This window comes from Mesorhizobium sp. M0340 (assembly GCF_040321535.1).
In the GTDB taxonomy this organism is placed as follows: domain Bacteria; phylum Pseudomonadota; class Alphaproteobacteria; order Rhizobiales; family Rhizobiaceae; genus Mesorhizobium.
On sequence record NZ_JAMYRR010000010.1, the window covers coordinates 145633 to 162952 of the forward strand.

The 17320-nt window shown below is 60.9% G+C and carries 16 protein-coding genes and 3 pseudogenes; 11 read left to right on the forward strand and 8 right to left on the reverse strand.

Annotated features, from left to right (window positions below):
• Positions 1-15: 15 nt before the first annotated feature.
• The 6 genes from NKI79_RS16870 to NKI79_RS16895 form a co-directional block, all read right to left on the reverse strand.
• Positions 16-867: an electron transfer flavoprotein subunit beta/FixA family protein gene (locus tag NKI79_RS16870; protein ID WP_352480508.1), complete on the reverse strand. Its 852-nt coding sequence runs from the start codon at positions 865-867 to the stop codon at positions 16-18.
• A 188-nt stretch (positions 868-1055) separates the two neighbouring features.
• Positions 1056-1436, reverse strand: a complete 381-nt coding sequence (nifW, locus tag NKI79_RS16875; protein ID WP_352480507.1) for a nitrogenase stabilizing/protective protein NifW — start codon at positions 1434-1436, stop codon at positions 1056-1058.
• Entirely contained in the window at positions 1433-2641 is a 1209-nt protein-coding gene (nifV, locus tag NKI79_RS16880; RefSeq protein ID WP_352516051.1) for a homocitrate synthase, read from the reverse strand. The genes nifW and nifV overlap by 4 nt, the downstream gene beginning before the upstream one ends.
• Positions 2638-3855 (reverse strand): cysteine desulfurase NifS, encoded by a 1218-nt coding sequence (gene nifS / locus NKI79_RS16885; RefSeq protein ID WP_352802859.1) that lies wholly within the window; start codon positions 3853-3855, stop codon positions 2638-2640. The genes nifV and nifS overlap by 4 nt, the downstream gene beginning before the upstream one ends.
• Positions 3806-4051 carry a NifU family protein gene (locus NKI79_RS16890; RefSeq protein ID WP_352480504.1) on the reverse strand — a complete coding sequence of 82 codons (246 nt, stop codon included), beginning with the start codon at positions 4049-4051 and terminating at the stop codon, positions 3806-3808. The genes nifS and NKI79_RS16890 overlap by 50 nt, the downstream gene beginning before the upstream one ends.
• A 264-nt stretch (positions 4052-4315) precedes the next feature.
• Entirely contained in the window at positions 4316-4636 is a 321-nt protein-coding gene (locus NKI79_RS16895; RefSeq protein ID WP_023678237.1) for a HesB/IscA family protein, read from the reverse strand.
• A gap of 588 nt (positions 4637-5224) precedes the next feature.
• On the opposite strand from NKI79_RS16895, the gene hemP reads away from it, so the two are divergent.
• Together hemP and NKI79_RS16905 are read left to right on the forward strand one after the other, a co-directional pair.
• Positions 5225-5329: a hemin uptake protein HemP gene (gene hemP / locus NKI79_RS16900; RefSeq protein WP_352480503.1), complete on the forward strand. Its 105-nt coding sequence runs from the start codon at positions 5225-5227 to the stop codon at positions 5327-5329.
• Between the two features lie 32 nt (positions 5330-5361).
• Positions 5362-6429: a hemin-degrading factor gene (locus tag NKI79_RS16905; RefSeq protein WP_352802862.1), complete on the forward strand. Its 1068-nt coding sequence runs from the start codon at positions 5362-5364 to the stop codon at positions 6427-6429.
• Between the two features lie 124 nt (positions 6430-6553).
• On the opposite strand, the pseudogene NKI79_RS16910 reads toward NKI79_RS16905, so the two are convergent.
• Positions 6554-6894 (reverse strand): annotated as a pseudogene (locus NKI79_RS16910) (hypothetical protein).
• Between the two features lie 447 nt (positions 6895-7341).
• On the opposite strand from NKI79_RS16910, the gene NKI79_RS16915 reads away from it, so the two are divergent.
• From NKI79_RS16915 to NKI79_RS16955, 9 genes and pseudogenes are all read left to right on the forward strand, one after another.
• On the forward strand, positions 7342-8559 hold the full coding sequence (locus tag NKI79_RS16915; protein WP_352787183.1) for a cytochrome P450: 1218 nt from the start codon (positions 7342-7344) through the stop codon (positions 8557-8559).
• Positions 8560-8599: 40 nt separating this feature from the next.
• Positions 8600-8812: a ferredoxin gene (locus NKI79_RS16920; protein ID WP_031195447.1), complete on the forward strand. Its 213-nt coding sequence runs from the start codon at positions 8600-8602 to the stop codon at positions 8810-8812.
• 212 nt (positions 8813-9024) lie between these two features.
• A complete protein-coding gene (locus NKI79_RS16925; RefSeq protein WP_352802865.1) occupies positions 9025-9669 on the forward strand; it encodes a nuclear transport factor 2 family protein in 645 nt (214 codons plus the stop codon).
• A gap of 1506 nt (positions 9670-11175) precedes the next feature.
• The gene (locus NKI79_RS16930) at positions 11176-11832 is read left to right on the forward strand and encodes an antitoxin Xre/MbcA/ParS-like domain-containing protein (protein WP_352571072.1); all 657 of its coding nucleotides are present in this window, start codon (positions 11176-11178) and stop codon (positions 11830-11832) included.
• 317 nt (positions 11833-12149) lie between these two features.
• Positions 12150-13301: a porin gene (locus NKI79_RS16935; protein ID WP_352571074.1), complete on the forward strand. Its 1152-nt coding sequence runs from the start codon at positions 12150-12152 to the stop codon at positions 13299-13301.
• A gap of 100 nt (positions 13302-13401) precedes the next feature.
• Entirely contained in the window at positions 13402-13614 is a 213-nt protein-coding gene (locus NKI79_RS16940) for a hypothetical protein (RefSeq protein ID WP_352571075.1), read from the forward strand.
• Between the two features lie 113 nt (positions 13615-13727).
• Positions 13728-13943, forward strand: a pseudogene (locus NKI79_RS16945) (IS5/IS1182 family transposase); the annotation flags it as partial.
• Positions 13944-14300: 357 nt separating this feature from the next.
• Complete coding sequence (locus NKI79_RS16950; protein WP_352802869.1) at positions 14301-14921, forward strand: nitrogen fixation protein NifQ; 621 nt, start codon at positions 14301-14303, stop codon at positions 14919-14921.
• Positions 14922-15101: 180 nt separating this feature from the next.
• A pseudogene (locus NKI79_RS16955) lies at positions 15102-15817 on the forward strand (ABC transporter permease); the annotation flags it as partial.
• Between the two features lie 236 nt (positions 15818-16053).
• Here NKI79_RS16955 and NKI79_RS16960 read toward each other — a convergent pair.
• A complete protein-coding gene (locus tag NKI79_RS16960) occupies positions 16054-17271 on the reverse strand; it encodes an MFS transporter (protein WP_352571079.1) in 1218 nt (405 codons plus the stop codon).
• Positions 17272-17320 lie beyond the last annotated feature (49 nt).

Consider the following 17320-nt stretch of genomic DNA (forward strand, 5'->3'; position numbering starts at 1 on the left):
CTGATCCTTGCCCTCTCACGCGCCGCCGTTGAAGGCGAGCTCATGTTCCAATGCCGGCTGGCGGGTGAAGATTGCCGTGATGAGTTCGTCAGCGACATCGCGCAAAGCCATCTCGGCGGTGTCGATTTTTGCCGCCTTTTCCGCTCGCGCAGGAGGCGCGAAAACGCGCTTGACGACCGTCGGTGAACCGCGCAGGCCGCATTTGGTGAGATCCTCAATGCCGGCGTCGGCGGCACTCCATTTCAAGACCTGGCTGCGCGCGGCGCACAGGGCGTCCTGGATCGAGCCCCGGCGGATCTCGTTTGTGCCTTCCAGCATAGTGATGAGGCAAGGGAGCCTGCTCTTCAGCATCTGTGTGCCGCCTTCGGAGCGGCGCTCGACCTTGATCTCGCGTGCAGCAAGGTCAATAGAGGCGATCTTCGCGACATAGGTCAGTTGCAGGAGTCCGAGGCGCTTGGCGATGCCGGGCCCGACCTGGGCGGTGTCGCCATCGATCGTCTGCTTGCCGGTGAAGACGAGGTCTGGCGTGCCGAACGTCTCGCCAACTTTTGCGATTGCCTGGGAAAGGGCGAACGAGGTCGCCAGCGTGTCGGAGCCGGCAAAATAGCGGTCGGTCAAGAGCACCGCTCGGTCGGCGCCGTAGCCGAGCGCCTTGCGCAGCGCGTCCTCTGCCATGGGCGGACCCATAGTGAGCACGGTGACTTCGCCACCATAGGCGTCGCGCAGTTTGAGAGCTTCTTCGAGGGCGAACAGGTCGTAAGGGTTGATGATAGTCGGAACACCCTGGCGCATGATCGTGTTCGTCACCGGATGGACCCTTATCTGTGCCGAGTCCGGCACCTGCTTGATGCAGATTACGATGTGCATTGGCGGTTTCTCCAGGCTCCTGTCCGGATGCGGGCTTGGCGGTTTATCTCCTTGGTTTGCATCATTCGTGCCAACTGTTTTGGGCTGCCCCCTATCCCTAGAACTTCGCTTGGTTGCTTCCGAGGGCGCCGTGGTGATGACGGATTTGTCGGCTTCTCGACATTGTCGCGTCGCAACCCGTGTCGCGGTCATTCCTGTCCGAACCGCTTCAGTACGGAGTCGAACGGGACAAAGGTGCGGCCCGGCGTGGCAGGTTTGTTCGGATCGTGGTCTTTGAGCACCTTGAAGACCCGATGCGAGAGCGGCGAGGAAATCGCGAAGTCTTCGTAAGCGCGTTCGAGCGTCGCGCGCACCCGCGCGGCAATCACCTGGTCGGGCAGACCGGAGAAATCTTCTTCGGCAAGGTATTGGCCCACGCGCTTCATGATATGGAGCCGCGAGACATTCAGCACCTTCGGATCATAGGAGACGCCAAGGACTGCGAAGAACTCCTCCGCAGCCGACAGGCGCTTCAGTCGTGCGAGGATGTCGGTGACATCGATAGGGCGGCTGTCAGCGGAACAATTCATTGCATTCTCCCTGGTCGGAAAACTGTGGTGTCGGTGCGCTCGCGCACGGCTGACCTGGACCCGCACAGCTCCGCGAGGGATGCCTCGCTGCACATTCCATCGTAGAGCTCGACCAGTTGAGTTGCAGTGACGGTCGATTTGGTCTCGGTCGCCTCGCGCCGGGCGCGGGCCACCATCGCGGCTGCCAGATCCGGGTCGAGATCGCGGCCGCTTTCGCTCAGCACATGGGCAATCGCAGTGGCGCCGGAATGCTTGCCGATGACGATACGCCGGCAGCGGCCCACGAGAGCCGGATCGAGCCCCTGATAAGTACGCGAGTCCTTCAGCAGCCCTGCGACGTGAATGCCGGATTCGTGCGTGAAAACATCGGCGCCGACGACCGGTTTAATGGCCGCGGTCTGCCGGCGGGCGGCCCAAGCCACCTGGGCGGCGAGGTCGGGCAATGCGGTCAGCTCGATGCCGGTATCCGCGCCGTCGAGGACCGCCATCGCGGCGGCCACCTCTTCCAGCGCGGCATTGCCCGCACGCTCGCCGAGCCCCAGGACGGTGACGGACGCATGGCGCGCGCCTGCGCGGATCGCGGCCAGCGTGTTGGCGGCAGCAAGTCCGAGATCGTTGTGCGCATGAAATTCAAGCTCGATTGGAGACTGCGGCACGAGCTGGGCGACAAGTTCGAAGGTCGAAAACGGGTCGAGAACGCCGACTGTGTCGGCTAGCCTGACGCGGCTTGCGCCGGCGCGTGCAGCCGTCTCGATGACGCGGGCGAGATGATCCCGATTGGCCCGCGAGGCGTCCTCGCAGCCCACCGCGACGAAGAAGCCGGCGGCGGCTGCGCGCCTGACCATACGTTCGATGACCTGGAGCGCTCCCGCCTTATCGAGGCCGAGCTTGGCGGCAAGTTGGATGTCCGACGCAGGCAGCGATAGATTGATGGCGTGGACGCCGCTCTCGATCGCTGCATCGAGATCCAGCGACGTCATCCGGCACCAGGCCATGAGCCGAACCGGGAGACACCGCGCGACCACGGCGCGAATTGTTTCGATCTCGTCGGCGCCCATGACCGGCGTGCCGATCTCGATCTCTGTGACGCCGGCCGCCGCAAGAGACTCGGCGATCTCCAGCTTTTCCGTCGTGGTAAAGGCGACGCCGGGCGCCTGCTCGCCATCGCGCAAGGTCGTATCGTTGAGAAAGACATGACGGGTCATGAACGGTAGCCGGTTCTGCTGCCGCTCAGGCATAGACCGGATTGACCGTCTTCGGAGCTTCGCTTACCCGGCCCAGAACTGGGAAAGCCACGCAGCTTCTCCACGATTGCCGGCATGACCTCGAGCACCCGGTCGACGTCCGCTTCGCCGTTGTCCCGCGCCAAGGAGAAGCGGACTGCCGCGTGTGGCGTTTTCATCGCGCTCAGGACATGGCTCGGTTCCAGAGAGCCGGAGGTGCAGGCAGAGCCGGAGGAACACGCGATGCCCACGCGGCTGAGGAGGAGTGGAATTCCATCACTTTCGACATCTTCGAAGGAGATGTTTGCGGTGTTGGGCAACCGTTCCAGGGGATCACCGGTGACACAGGTGCTTGGGATGCGCTGGAGAATCCCGTCCTCTAAACGGTCGCGGAGCGACTTTACCCGTGTGGTCTCGTCGTCCATGAATTTCAAGGCGAGTTCGGCCGCCATGCCGAGCCCGACTATGCCGGGCATATTCTCGGTGCCAGCACGCCGGTTGTGTTCTTGGTGGCCCCCCTTGATCAGCGAGTGGAAATTGACGCCACGTTTTACGAAAAGCGCGCCGATCCCTTTCGGCCCGTGCAGCTTGTGGCCGGAGAGCGACAGCATGTCGATTGCGGTCGACTTCAGGTCCATCGGAAGCTTGCCGACCGTCTGCACAGCATCGGTATGGAAAAGGGCGCCCACTTCCTTGGCCAACTCGGCAAGCCTGGCCACGGGGAAGATCACACCAGTCTCATTGTTCGCCCACATTATCGAGACGATTGCCACCTGTGGGGTGAGGGCGGCCATATAGGCGTCGAGGTCGAGCCGGCCACGGCAATCCACCGGGATCCTGTGCACCTTGACGCGGCGGGTCTTCTCAAGATGCGCGCAGAGCGTCAGCACGGCGGGATGCTCGACCGCGGACGTCACGATTTCGGTTCGGTTGGGCGCCGCCTCGAGCGCCGAAAGAAGCGCTGCATTGTCGCTTTCTGTCCCACCCGAGGTGAAGGTGATCTCATCGTCGAACTCCGCGCCGATCAGAGCTTGCAACTGCCTCCGCGCCTTTCTCACCGCCGCACTGACTGAGGCGCCAAGAGCGTGCGCCGACGAAGGGTTGCCGAATTGATCCCTAAAGAACGGCAACATCGCTTGCACGACCTCAGGATCGACCCGTGTGGTTGCGTTGTTGTCGAGGTAGACAGGTTTCATGTGCGATCCTCAGTTGACCGGAATGACGCGAGCGCGCGACCGCCTCATTGAGCCTCTGGCGTATGCCGTTGATGATGATGGGCCCGAACTGGCAGCCGGCGCGGACGCCCGAGAGTTTGACGTAGACCGGATCGGCGTCGGCATGGCCAAGTCCGCAGTCGCCGCCGTCAGCCCGCAGGTAAGGACGCCCGAACACGACAACGTTATCGATAAGCCGAATTTGGCGCAGCGGCGCGATTTGGCCGCCAGCAGCTTGGGTGCCACCAGGAACCGAACTGTTTCGGGAGGCGACGTTCTTTGCATCCTACCTGAAGCGATTGCCGGTCCCAAGATCGGCTTCGACCTTGCCTTGTTCTTGAGGACAGGGACATCTGTTGTGCCGGCCATATAAGCCTCCTCTGCCGCAAATGAGTCCGTCGGCGGCAATCGCTTCATGGACCCGCACAGGCGCTTCGGGCGATCAACTGAAGGACTTGCCGCAGCCGCACTTCTCGCGCGCGTTGGGGTTATCGAAGACAAAGCCGGAAGATTCGAGCCCGGTGAGGAAGTCGACGGTCATGCCGGCGACATGCGGTTGGGAGCCCGCGTCCACGAACAGCTTGATCCCATCTGTCTCGGTGATCGCGTCGCCCTCGCGCGACACGCTCTCCAGGCCCATTAAGTATTTGAAGCCGGCGCAGCCGCCGGCCTGGACCATGATGCGAAAGCCTTCCGCCGGCTCGCTGGCGCGGGAAAGAGCAGTCTTGATGGCGGCAACAGCGTTGTCGGTGAGCGTAATCATGGCTCCATTCTCCTCAGTCCGGGACCTGCTTGCGCATCACGTTGCATGCACCGTGCCAAAGCGAAAAAATGTTTCAACACAGCGCGGCATCTCTGACCCTGCGGTGGTTCTTGTGAGTCCATTGCTGCGAAGGTGTCGGCCAACCGACACGTACTGTCGGGTTTGTCGGGTCCGCCACGCGGGATGTTGGGCCTGAGTTGTTGGCTGAACTCACATTAAACCAATGACCATTACAGAAGACTCCTTCTGGGCTTGCTTCGGCGCAATTGGCACAGTTTTTGAAGCTCCACTGGCGAGGCGGCAAGAGACTGCCGATCCACAATCGTGTCGTGGGTGCCCTCGCGATCGATGCGGCGAAGCAAGGGAGCAACATGTCAGGACTGGGTCAGACACGCTTTGTTTGGCGAAGCAGCGCCGCCCGTGGCATCCGAATGACCGATTGGCCGATTGCGACAACACCCACAATCGCTCACCACCGCCCGGTGGCCACCGACCGGCTCGATAAGATTCCATCGGCATGTGCCTGCACGTGTCACTCGGGTCTCGCCGCTCCGATAGCACCCCCGGTTTTCGCGCGGGTGCGACGACGTGCGCACGCTGTCCAGCGACACTTTGTTCACGGGCCAGCAGCAGATCAGGGTCGAGCATTTCGGCGCGCCTTATCGGCTGAAGATTCCCGGGCAGTGCAGCTGATCCTCACACGTAGGTGGAAGCAGGGGTAAGACATGGACCAGCGCGAGAAACCATCGCCGGACGAAATCCGGCGGGCGTGCGAAGACAATCCGAAAATCCGGGAGCATGATCTCGCCGCTCGATTGGGCATTTCGGAAGCCGAATTGGTCGCGGCGCATTGTGGTCACGGCGCGGTGCGCATCGAGCCGCGCGTCGATGATCTGCTGACCGGCCTCGAAGCGGTCGGCGAGGTGATGGCGGTCACCCGCAACCAAAGTGCCGTGCACCAAAAGATTGGCGTGTACGACAAAGTGGTCACCGGCAACCCGCATGCCATGGTGCTCGGCGACGAGATCGACCTGCGCATCTTCCCGAAAGCGTGGGCGTATGGCTTCGCCGTCGAGAAGCGCGAGGGAGCCGAGATCCGCCGCAGCCTGCAATTCTTTGATGCCACCGGCGAGGCGATGCACAAAGTACATCTCAGGCCCGCCTCGAACCTGCACGCCTATCAGAATCTGGCGGCAGAGCTCGTATCCTCCGACCAGGAGCCGATCATATCGGTCGAGGCGAGCGGGGCGCGCGATAACGCAGTGAGTCCAGACCAAGCCGCCACGGTCGACGACCTACGCGAGCACTGGAGCCGGCTGAGCGACGTGCATCAGTTCTACCATATGTTGAAAACACTGAAGCTCAGCCGCTGCCAGGCGATGCGTATGGCCGACGAGGATTACGCCTGGCTGCTCGACAATGATGCCGTTGGCGCCCTGTTCCAACAGGCGGCCGAAGACGAGATGCCGATCATGTGCTTTGTCGGCAATCGTGGTTGCATCCAGATCCATTCCGGCCCGATCAAGTCGGTCAAGCAGATCGGGCCGCGGATCAATGTGCTAGACGAGACCTTCCATCTGCATCTTAGGACCCATCACATCCGCGAGGTCTGGGCCGTGCGCAAGCCGACGAGGGACGGTCACGTCACGTCCGTTGAAGCCTATGGCGCCGACGGCAAGATGATCATCCAGTTCTTCGGCACGCGCAAGGAAGGCGAACGCGAGCGCAGCGACTGGCGGTTTCTGGCCGAGAGTCTGCCACGCGTTCCCGGTCCGAGCGACAGGGACGTGTAGAGTGCCGACAGGCCCTCGGATTGAACCGGCCGCCATAGGACTCGGCACCACGTTCCGACAGCGGCGCGCGAGGAAATATAGGTCCATGTGCGATAGAGCTTGCCGTCGTAGCGCATACGGACGGTCAGGTGTGCACGCCGGAATTGACCTCATCGATAAAGTCAAGCTCGTCGTCGGCCGGACCGCTGCGCACAAGTGCATCGCCGTCTAACCGGAAATCCTTGCAGCGGCTGCGAGCGAGACAACGCATACGCCATCAGTGCCGAACCGAAGCGCGGCTCGACCTTGTTGATAATTTCGATCATCGCGCGCAAGCGCCGCCGGGTCTTGTCGGACCGCACCCGATCCTTGCGCTGGATCGCGTCGTTGCTCAGTCCGGGCCGTGCGAGCGATCTCCTCGCTCGTCGACCGGAAGGCAGTGCAGCAGCAGCAAGGTCGAACAGCCCGATGTCGCGGCCTCGACAAAACCAACCGTGGATGTCGGTTGTCGGACGTTGTCGTAAGAATGATGGACAGCTGATCATCAACTTAGCGGCGGCGGGCCCAGTGCAGGCTGGCATCGCTTGGTGCAGCGCCATGGGTACGCCTATCCGGCACGCGACTTGCTTTGACAATTTGATCAGCAGGGCATCAGCAGGGCATCAGCAGTGCGTCACGGAGCTCAGCGGCGATTGACCAGCCTCTCAACCCTAACGGGATAAGCGGCGGCTTTGCTTCATGACCGCAGCGCGGCGGAGATGCCCCTTCTGATTGAATTCGCAACCGATCTCATCCGCGCTGGTGCAGGTGGGCTGTATCGGGCGACAGAATCTAGAAGGCGCCCGACAAGAGACGTACCCATGCTGGAAATCGACTTTATGAACAGCGGTGCAATCTCAATCGAGCCATGAACGCCAATGTAGAGAAAGCAAAATGGCGACCAACCCCGTTCCAGATCATGTCCCGCCCGAAATGGTGAGGGACTTCAGCCTGTTTACGTCACCAGGGATGTCACCGACGCCCAACGGGGATCCACACGCAGCTGTCGCTTGCGCCCATGACGGGCCTCCGATCTTTTATTCCCGCTACAACACGCAAGATGGCCGGGGTACCTGGGTCATCACCCGTGCCGCGGACCAGCGCAAGGTGCTGCAGGACGCTGAGACTTTTTCCAGCCATCGCAGCATCTTCTCCTCCATACTGGGTGAAACCTGGCCGACGATCCCGCTTGAGCTCGATCCACCGGCCCATGGCGTCTTTCGCTCACTGCTCAGTCCGCTGCTTTCGCCAAAGCGGGTGAGGGTGTTGGAGCCGGCTGTCCGCGAGCAAGCGATCATGCTGATCGATAGGATTGTCGCATCGGGCACAAGCTGCGACGCGATGAAGGATTTTGCCTTTCCTTTCGCGGTGAGCACCTTTCTTCGCTTTCTGGGGTTGCCGGATGACCGACTCGATACATTTGTCGGCTGGGGGAAAGATCTGCTCCACGGCGACGATGTGGAACGACCTGTGGCTGCCCGGAGGATCGTGGCATTCATCGACGAACTTGCAGCCATGCGCCGCGAGCAGGCGGTTGACGATTTCATGACCTTTATCGTGCAGGCACAGGTCGAGGGCCGACGGCTGACGGACACCCAAGTCCGCGGCATCGGCGTGCTTGTCTTCGTCGCTGGGCTCGACACGGTCGCAGCAGCTATAGGCTTTGACTTGGCGTACCTCGCGCGCAACCTCAAAGATCAGCAATTGCTGCGGAGCGAACCGGACCGCATCCCGCTCGCAACCGAAGAATTGCTGCGGGCCTATCCGCCCATTCAGTTGATCCGTGTGGCTACGAAAGATATCGACTTCGAAGGCGCGCCGATCCGGAAGGGAGACTATGTTTCCTGCGCCACGATGATTGCCAATCGTGACCCGGCGGAATTCGAATGCCCCAACACGATCGATTTGGAGCGGGAGGACAACCGCCACGCAGCGTTTGGCTATGGTCCCCACCGTTGCCTTGGCTCACACCTTGCCCGGCGGGAGATTGTCATTGGCCTGGAGGAGTGGCTGGCGCGCATCCCCGCTTTCAGGATCAAGCAGGGTACGGCACCCATAACCTCTGGCGGCCATGTGTTCGGGATCGAAAATTTGATCCTGGACTGGTCTTAGGCCCGCCCCGAGCCGGGGCACAGACAATGGAGGCAGCGCCATGCGCATCATCGTCCAAAATTCCAAATGCCAAGGTCACGCGCGATGCGCGGCGCAAGCGCCCGACATCTTCAAGCTTGATGACGAGGGTTACATCCTGCCCGGTGACATTGAAGTTGCGGAAGGGGAGGAGCTGCCTGCATCGCGAGGCGCGCGATCCTGCCCCGAACGGGCGCTGGAACTCGACCGTACACCGGCTGCGCGGGTTGAATAGGACGTCATTCAAGTCGAGAGTCTGGCGGGCTTGAATGGGATCGACCATGTGGCCGCACACTGGGAAAAGGACGGCGCGCGATCCCTGTCCCGGCACCGTCCTCGTCCAACTGCGCAGGGGGGCATCTCCGGCGTTGAGGTGCTCTGATGCGCAAACTGCAGGGCGCGGGTTGGCGAAACACCTCTTCCAATCACAGAATTGGGACAGAGCCGATGGACCAGGCGAAAAAAATTGCCGAACTACTTGACCGTGAGGCGATCCGCGACTGCCTCTATCGGTACTGCCGCGGAATAGACCGCGCGGATGAAGCGGCGCTCCGCAGCGCGTACTGGCCCGATGCGCATGACAATCACCGGGCCAATTGCGGCTCGGCAGAGGGCTTTATCCGGTTTGCGCTCAGCGTCTTCAAGAGCGGACCCCGCAACATCCATCAGATCACGAACGTCCTGATCGAATTCATCAGCTCGGCAGAGGCTGCGGTCGAGAGCTATTTCACCGCGCTGCAACGCGGACCGGACAACGACGGAGAAGTACGCCAGGCGCTCCTCTGCGGCCGATACTGCGATCTGTTTCACAAGAGGGAGGGGGAGTGGCGGATTGCCGAACGGACAGTGGTCTACGATTGGCTCGAGGAGCAGATCCCACCAGCGGTCGTTGAAACAGAACGGTTCGGCCCGCGACAGCCTATTGGAGCACCGCATCCGCACGATCCGGTTTACACGCTTAAGAAGCGTCGCATTCCTTCTCGCCCTGATGCCGTCAGAGGTTTCGAGTGGGAGGCCGCATCGGCAGTGGGGACAAAAGAGTATAACAATTTTGCAATGCCACAGCGATCCCGGCGAAAGCCTGCCGGGTGAGGATGCGGCCGATAGGAGTGCCCTTTTCTCCCCGCGACGGCGTGACGGTGACAGCGTTCTTCTCTGTCGCCACGAGCCCGCCGACGACGCTGGTGTGCATCGATTTGCGGGACCTCCGCAGAGCCGCTCATCGGGGCAAGCGCCTGTCCTCGGCGGATCCCTCACCAGCTTCGGCTGTCAAATCGAGAGTTGGACCGCTGCCGGAACCCACGAACAGCCCATATGGGCCTGCAACTGGCCGTTACCCTAGAACAACGCACCGGGTCGGCTCGGGGCATCAGGTGCTCGTCTTTGCTGATACGTCTACACAGACGTCACCGGCGTGCAAGCGTCGCGCAGTGCCGCCAGGGTAGCAATTGCGTAAAGGCGCCGATGCGGTTTGCCTTCCAAGAAGATCAGTCTCCGGGTCTGTTCCAGCAGTCAACTGGATGCTCGGGTACCCTGCAGCTAGACTATTCTGCGACTTCAGCGAAGGGGTACGCGCTTATCCAGAAGCGGGGCGCATATGTCGTCGGGGACCGAGGACGATATCCTGGCCGCGGCCGTTCGAGAAGAGGCGCACCAGATCTGATCAAGCAGATCAAGTCGCACCACTTTAAACGCAAGACGATCGGGTCCGTCGTACTCGCTACGCGGCGGAGTGCTTCATTCCGGACGTCCTTGCGAGCGTCGAAGCAGCCGCAGTTCCCCATGGGACGCGGCCATCTGCAAACGCGATGGTATCGTCCGGAATATTATATTGGCGAACTGAACACCACGTCGCGCATACTAGCAGCTAGCAGGACAAACGCCCATGCGGCCTGTAGAGATATCCTCGGGTGCCTACAATGAGCGAAATACCACACCTTCCTTCGATCTCGATACCACTCGTGATCAGCGGGCCTGCTGGTCGGTGGTGACGAGGACGCGGCGCCTGGTCCTTCGGCTGAGATAGTCCGCTGAGGCACCGGATAAAACCTGCTCTCCCTGCCGGGAAGCCCGTATGAGTGGTTCGAGTGATCTTGCAAATGAAACCTCCCGAGGACGGGCTTTCAAGCTTTGTCATGAAGGAGGTGCCCTGCACCTGGCCAATGCGATGCGGCAACGGGGAAGCATGTATGTCGCCAGTAAATGCGAGCGTCGAAGTCGTGGTCGAGTATACAGCTTGTCTAAATGTGCAATACGTTCGATTTGTGCAAGTAACACTTGGAAAATAGTTGCATAAAAGCAACGTCCAAACTATATAACGATACAAAGATAAACTTTTAACTTGCCAAAACGAGCGTTGCGGATAGCGTCACGTTGCTAAGGATGCACTGAAATGTGCATCTGTTTCGATCGTGTGGACAAAGACGGATCGTCCATCGACGTTCTTCCCGTTTTTTATTGAGAGGCACAAGTTGAAACCGCAAGACGGTTGCTAGGTCGCGGGCAAACGAAGACGCAACACATCGCCGTCCTCCAAACTTCATGTCTTCAACGCTCTTTCGGCGGCTTGCTGAGGGAATGCTATTGGGAAAGCCACATATGTCCGCGTCGAGTGATCTTGGGGATGAAAAGCGCCAGACCGAGCTTTCAAGCTTTGTCATGAGGGAGGTGCAGCGCATTCTTGCCCAATGCGATGAGGCGAAGCAGGGTGACAAGGCTGCTGTTGCGCCTTCGGGTTCTCCTTCCAACGAATTGACCGCCGTGGCCGCCGAATTTCTTGGTAGGCTCGAGGCCGAAGCAGCGCGACGGCTAAACGCCCAGGCGGGTGAGATCGCTTCGCGACCCCGGCCAGCCGATCATCCGCTCGGGCATCCGGTTCTGAAAGATTGCCCGAGAGAAGGCGCGCGCATTGCAGAATGGGCCGGTCCAGTTGCCGGGTCGACGCATCTCGAGAGACGTTTTGGAATACCGCGATCCACGTTGTATTGGTGGCAGCAACACAATGATGTGGTTGCCTTTCGGAGAGGCTCCCGTAAGCATGTATTTCCCCTGGCTCAGTTCATCGACGGCAGGCCTATGCCCGGAATCAGGCAGGTTCTTTCCTCGATCTCCGATCCCAGATTGGCTTGGCTGTGGCTGATCAGCCCCTCGCCGCTTCTCAAGGGTCGCGTCCCTATCGAATTGCTCAGAGAAGGTATGAACACAGAAGTTGTTTCATCGGCCGCCCAGGCTATTTCTCTGATTGAACCTATCTGACGATTGGCCGGACGCCGGTGGCTGCTCGCGCACATTCTATACGTGCGTAAACACCAATTGTACCAATTGCGCGATTTGTGCAAATGTATAGTTGTCCAATTTGTGCAAGTAATATTGAAGATTCAGTGATAAAAATACAACTGTACTTCGTTATGTGGCTGACAAACGGGATTTGAACTTGCACTAATTCCCCCGGTGAATAGCGTTCGAGCCGGGAAGGATGCATCGCGATGCGCATCTTTTTCGATCGTGGGGACCGGGAGCGGTTCGTCCATCGACGTCCTCGCCCTTTTCAAATCATTGAATGGAGATAAAGTATGAACATCAAGAGCCTTCTTCTCGGCTCAGCTGCGGCTCTGATCGCAGCTTCCGGTGCTCGCGCCGCCGACGCGGTGACGGTCGCCGAGCCGGAACCGGCTGAATACGTCAAGATCTGCGACGTATATGGCTCGGGCTACTTCTACATCCCCGGCACCGAAACCTGCCTGCGCATCGGCGGCTATGTCCGTTACGACATCAGCGCTGGCGACGTTGGCTCCTACGACGGGGCGCGGACCCACGACGTCCAAGACGGCAGCGACCAGGGCACCTGGCGCAAGAACGCCCGCTTTGACCTAAGGACTTGGACCGGCCAGGAAACCGAACTCGGTACTTTGAAGACATACACCGAGACCAAATTCAATTTCGGTAACCGCAACGCCTATTCGGGTCCCGACAGTCCCCAGAACTATGCCTTCAACAGGGGCATCACACTAAACTTCGCCTGGATCCAGCTCGGTGGCCTTCGCGTCGGCAAGGACGAATCGGCGTTCGATACGTTTATCGGCTATGCCGGCAACGTCCTCAACGATACGCTCGTTCCCTACGGCGATTTCGACACCAACGTCGTGCAGTACTACTTCGACGCCGGCAATGGCTTCTCCGCCGTGGTATCGCTCGAAGAGGGTTCTGGCGTCGTCGGCACGATCGACAGCTACGTTCCGCATCTTGTCGGCGGCGTGAAGTACACGCAGGGCTGGGGCGCCATCAGCGGCGTCGTGGCTTACGACAGCAACTACGAAGAGGTAGCCGGCAAGGTCCGCTTGGATGTGAACGCCACCAACGAACTGTCCCTTTTCATTATGGCTGGCTATGGGACCGACGACAACCTAACCGATGGGACCTACGCCATTCCTGCCGGCGGCCGCGGCTTCTACAAGCAGTGGGGTGGCAACTGGGCCGTCTGGGGCGGCGGCACCTACAAGTTCAACGAGAAGACCTCTTTCAACCTTCAGGCGGCGTATGACGAGTGGAAGAACCTCGGCATTGCCGCCAATGTCGCCTACGATATCGTTCCTGGTCTGACGATCACGGCCGAAGTCGACTATCTCCACGCTGGCAAGTTCGGGGATGTGGACTTCTCTAACTGGACCAATGCCGACAAGAAGAACAGCGTCGGCGGTCTCCTCCGCTTCCAGCGCTCGTTCTGAGGATTGAAGAGCCCGTTGCCGCGTTCGAAGCGGTAACTGCGAGCCTTCAATTCGCGGCTGAACCATTGTGGTGAGGCTTGTAGAGGTTTCGGCGAATTGCTTGATCACGGACCTCCAATCCGAGCATTTCGTCGATGAGAAGGGCGCCCTGTTCCCGGGCGCCCTTTTTTTAACGGTTATCATCAGACTCTCTCCCGGGGGAACTGTGGGTAAGAAACAACGCATCGTCCTGCTGGCAGCTGTTTTGGCGTCTGCCTTTGGCTTTTTTTTGCTGATCCTGATCCTGCAGATGGTCAGTTTTTTGGTTGACTAGGCACGCGCAAGCGGGATGGATCGCGCAGAGACACGCGGAAGTTTTTTTCGCCAGCGAAACCCAGACGACCTGATGGGGAATCGCGCCAGCAGGTGGGCGCCACGTCCAGTGCCACCGACAAGGCCTACGATGCGCAGGACTTCACGAGTTACGCTTGATGAAGGTGACGCCGCACGTGGCGCAGAACACCAACGGGCGCCGTTCGGCGATCGACGGTCGCACGACGCGGCACAGCGACTATGCGGTCAGCCAGCGCATCCGCAAGCGCATTGAGGAGGCGGTTCGGATGGATCAAGACGGTCGCCGGACAGGCGAAGACGAACATTCGATCAGACATGCCTTGCCCCGGCTTCAATCGCTGTTCCTATGGCCTCCGGCCGGAGCGCAGCGTTCACCTTGCTGTCGCACACCTTGTGAGGGCTTCAGACGGATGCGCAATATCTGACCGCTATCGATGGCAGGACCTGGATCGGCTGCGCCCGCTCGGTGAAATCCTCAGCGTCTGCGGCGGCGAGGATACGATTTCGACGGCGAGCTCGATCGCATGATCATGGTTCTCGACCATTGCCGACCTTTGCATTGGCTGCGGAGCCTGGCGCCCGCTTCTGCCCGAAGAACTGCCCGACCCATGTTGCGGCCGCCCGGTCGCTGCATGACTTGATAGGACAAACCAGGAGAACGGCACCATGTTTGCCCAACACTATGCCCGGCTCAGCACTGGCCAATGGCCGCAGATCGAGCTGGAGAGGAGGCTCGACCAGCATGTGCTTGCCTGTGTGCTTTCAAGTGCGCTCGAGGAGATCGAGGCCGGCGAGGCGACGGCGACGGAGGCAACCGGCCTTTCGCGCGCCGAGCTGCGCGATGTCCTGGCCCGCAGTTTCCCTGCTATTCCAATCAACGCGTTTGCCTTGGAAGAGGTGAGCGAGCCCGAGCCGGATCTGGAGGAAGAACTTCTGCGTGGACTGCTGCTGGAGCATGCCCGGCCGGGCGACAAGGCGAGCGCCCGCTTCGCCAAGATCATCGCCCGGCGTGCCATGCGCAATGACCATCTCTGGCAGGACCTCGGCCTTTTTAATCGGACCGAGCTCGGCCGCCTGCTCGCCTCGCATTTTCCGACGCTGGCGGCCGGCAACACCCAAAATATGAAATGGAAGAAGTACTTTTACCGCAAGCTCTGCGAGGCCGAAGGTTTTTCGCTGTGCAGCGCGCCCAGTTGCCGGGAATGCAATGATTTCGAAAGCTGCTTCGGCCCGGAGGAAGGCGAAAGCCGCCTCACACGGATCAAGAACCGCATGGCCTTGGATTAAGAGCCGCTTTCGTCAGTCGTACAAGCGCCTGGGCTCGCGCCGCGCCATATGTCTCTTGTCGAATGTCGACCGACGCCTTCGAGGATTTGAATCTGCTGTCCGGTTGCTTGGATGCTCCCTTCGGCGGTGCCGTCATCATGGCGGAGCAGGACCCGACCCGCACCATCGGCCGCCGAGCAACTGGTGTTCTCCGTGCCGTTGCTGCTCGCCTGCCTGGCCGGGCTCTATTCGGAGCGGGCCGGCGTCTTCGACACCGGGCTCGAGGGCAAGATGCTGGCCGGCACCTTTGCCGGCGCCTCGGCGGCCGCGGTTACAGGCTCGGCTCGGCCTGGGCGCCGCCGTGGCCACCGCCGTGTTTTTCGCGCTGGTGCACGGTTTCGCCTCGATCACCCATCGCGGCGACCAGATCGTCTTCGGCGTCGCCATCAGTTTCATCGCTGCCGCGCTCCACCATCATTCTCGTCCAGGCCTGGTTCCGGCAGGGCGCGCGCCGGCGCTCTCTGAAGACTCGCGATTCGATCGTTGTGCCCAGCGCCGAAGCGGTGCGCAGCGTGCCGGTGCTCGGGCCGGTCTATCCGACCATTCGCTGCTGGTCTATGTCGCGTCCCTGATGGTGCCATCTACCTGGTTGGTGCTGTTAGCACCCGCTTCGGCCTAGGGCTTCGCGCGGTCGGCGAAAATCCGGGCGCCGTTGATACCACTGGCATTTCGGTGACCTGGCTGCGCTATCGTGCGGCATCTTCATCGGCGTTCTGACGGGCATGGCCGGCGCGTAGCTGTCGCTCCCCCAGAATGCCGGCTTCGTGAAGGATATGACCGCCAGCAAGGGTTCCATCGTACTGGCAGCGCTCATCGTCGCCAAATGGAAACCGGTGCCGGCGAGGTTCGCCTGTCTGGCGGCGAAGGTCGCCATGGCCCGGAGGTGAAGCCAGTGGGGCGCTGGCGCTGGTCCATGCGAGATCGGAGGCCGACCTCGGAACAGGCTGCCGCGGCGGCGATCCAGTCGGCCTATACGCTCGGCGAAACGAAGCCTGCAACCGCCAAAGTAATCATGCGGAGGATCGCGCCGCGCCGTGCATGCGATTGCATCTCTCGTCCCGCTGCGCTGCTGAGATCTCTCCTGTCAGGCGGTCTAGGTTTCGCGCTTCGGGCCGAGCAGGAACACTATGAGGGCAGCGACGAAGGTGGCAACAGCACTGTAGGCAATGGCGCTGGTAATCCCCGCATTCTCCACCAATAGTCCGCCGAAAATCGCGCCGGCTGCGATTGCCACTTGGAATACTGTGACCAGCAGCACACCGGCGCTTTGGGCCTGCTCGGGAACGGCCCTCCGTACCATCCACGTCTGCAATCCCACTGGCACCGCGCCGAAGGCAAATCCCCACGCGGCAACAGCAATCGCCGAGGCCAAGGCCGATGCTCCCGCCGTCAGCAGCGAAACAGCGGCTATCGCTATGAGCAGCGGTGCAAGGGCCGCGACTGCCTTGAGACTGTACTCGGCCAGAAGCCCGCCGGCCAAATTGCCGAAGAATCCGCCGATGCCAAAAGCCAGCAACACGAGGGAGATCGTCTCGACATCCAGCGCGGGAATCTTCTCGAGGAAGGCGCGGATATAGGTGATTCCGGCGAAGTGGCCGGAAGCGACCAGCAGGACGACCAAAAGCGCAATTTTGACCATCGGAATCTTGGCCACATCCAGCAGGCTGCGGAAGCTAGCCACTCCAATCGGAGGCAGTCTCGGAATGGTTATGAGTTGCACGAGCAGTGTAGCGCCGCCGCCGGCTGCGGCGAGCATGAAGGCGCTTCGCCATCCCCAGATATCGCCGACATAAGCGCCGATTGGAGCTGCGCAGACGGTAGCTACGGAAACGCCGGTGAGGATGATCGACATAGCGCGCGGCAGGAGGTGGCTTGGAACGAGCCGCATCGCCAGTGCTGCCGACATCGACCAGAAGCCTCCGAGCGCAATGCCGAGCACGACGCGTGCAGTCAGGAGAACCGCCAGCGACCACGCGCCGGCCGCCAGAACGTCCGACAGGATCAGCAGCAGCGTCATGGTCCACATGACGGTCCTGCGGTCCAGGCGCTTTGTGATGATGGCCACCGTCGGCGCCGAGATCGCCCCGACGATAGCTGTCGCCGTCATCGCCTGTCCAGCCGCTCCCTCGCTGATACCGAGATCATGCGCGAGGGGCGTGAGCAGGCTGACAGGCAGAAACTCTGCCGTTACCAGCCCGAAGGTGCCCAAGGAAAGCGAAATGACCGCACCCCATGCGGGACCAGACGGTGGGACGGGCTTTTCTGGGTCGTGCAGAACAGCGTCCATGACGCCTGCTGCGGATTGGGTCATGAACGAAGTCTCCACTTTGATGCAATGCAACGTGATGTTGGCTGCCTTG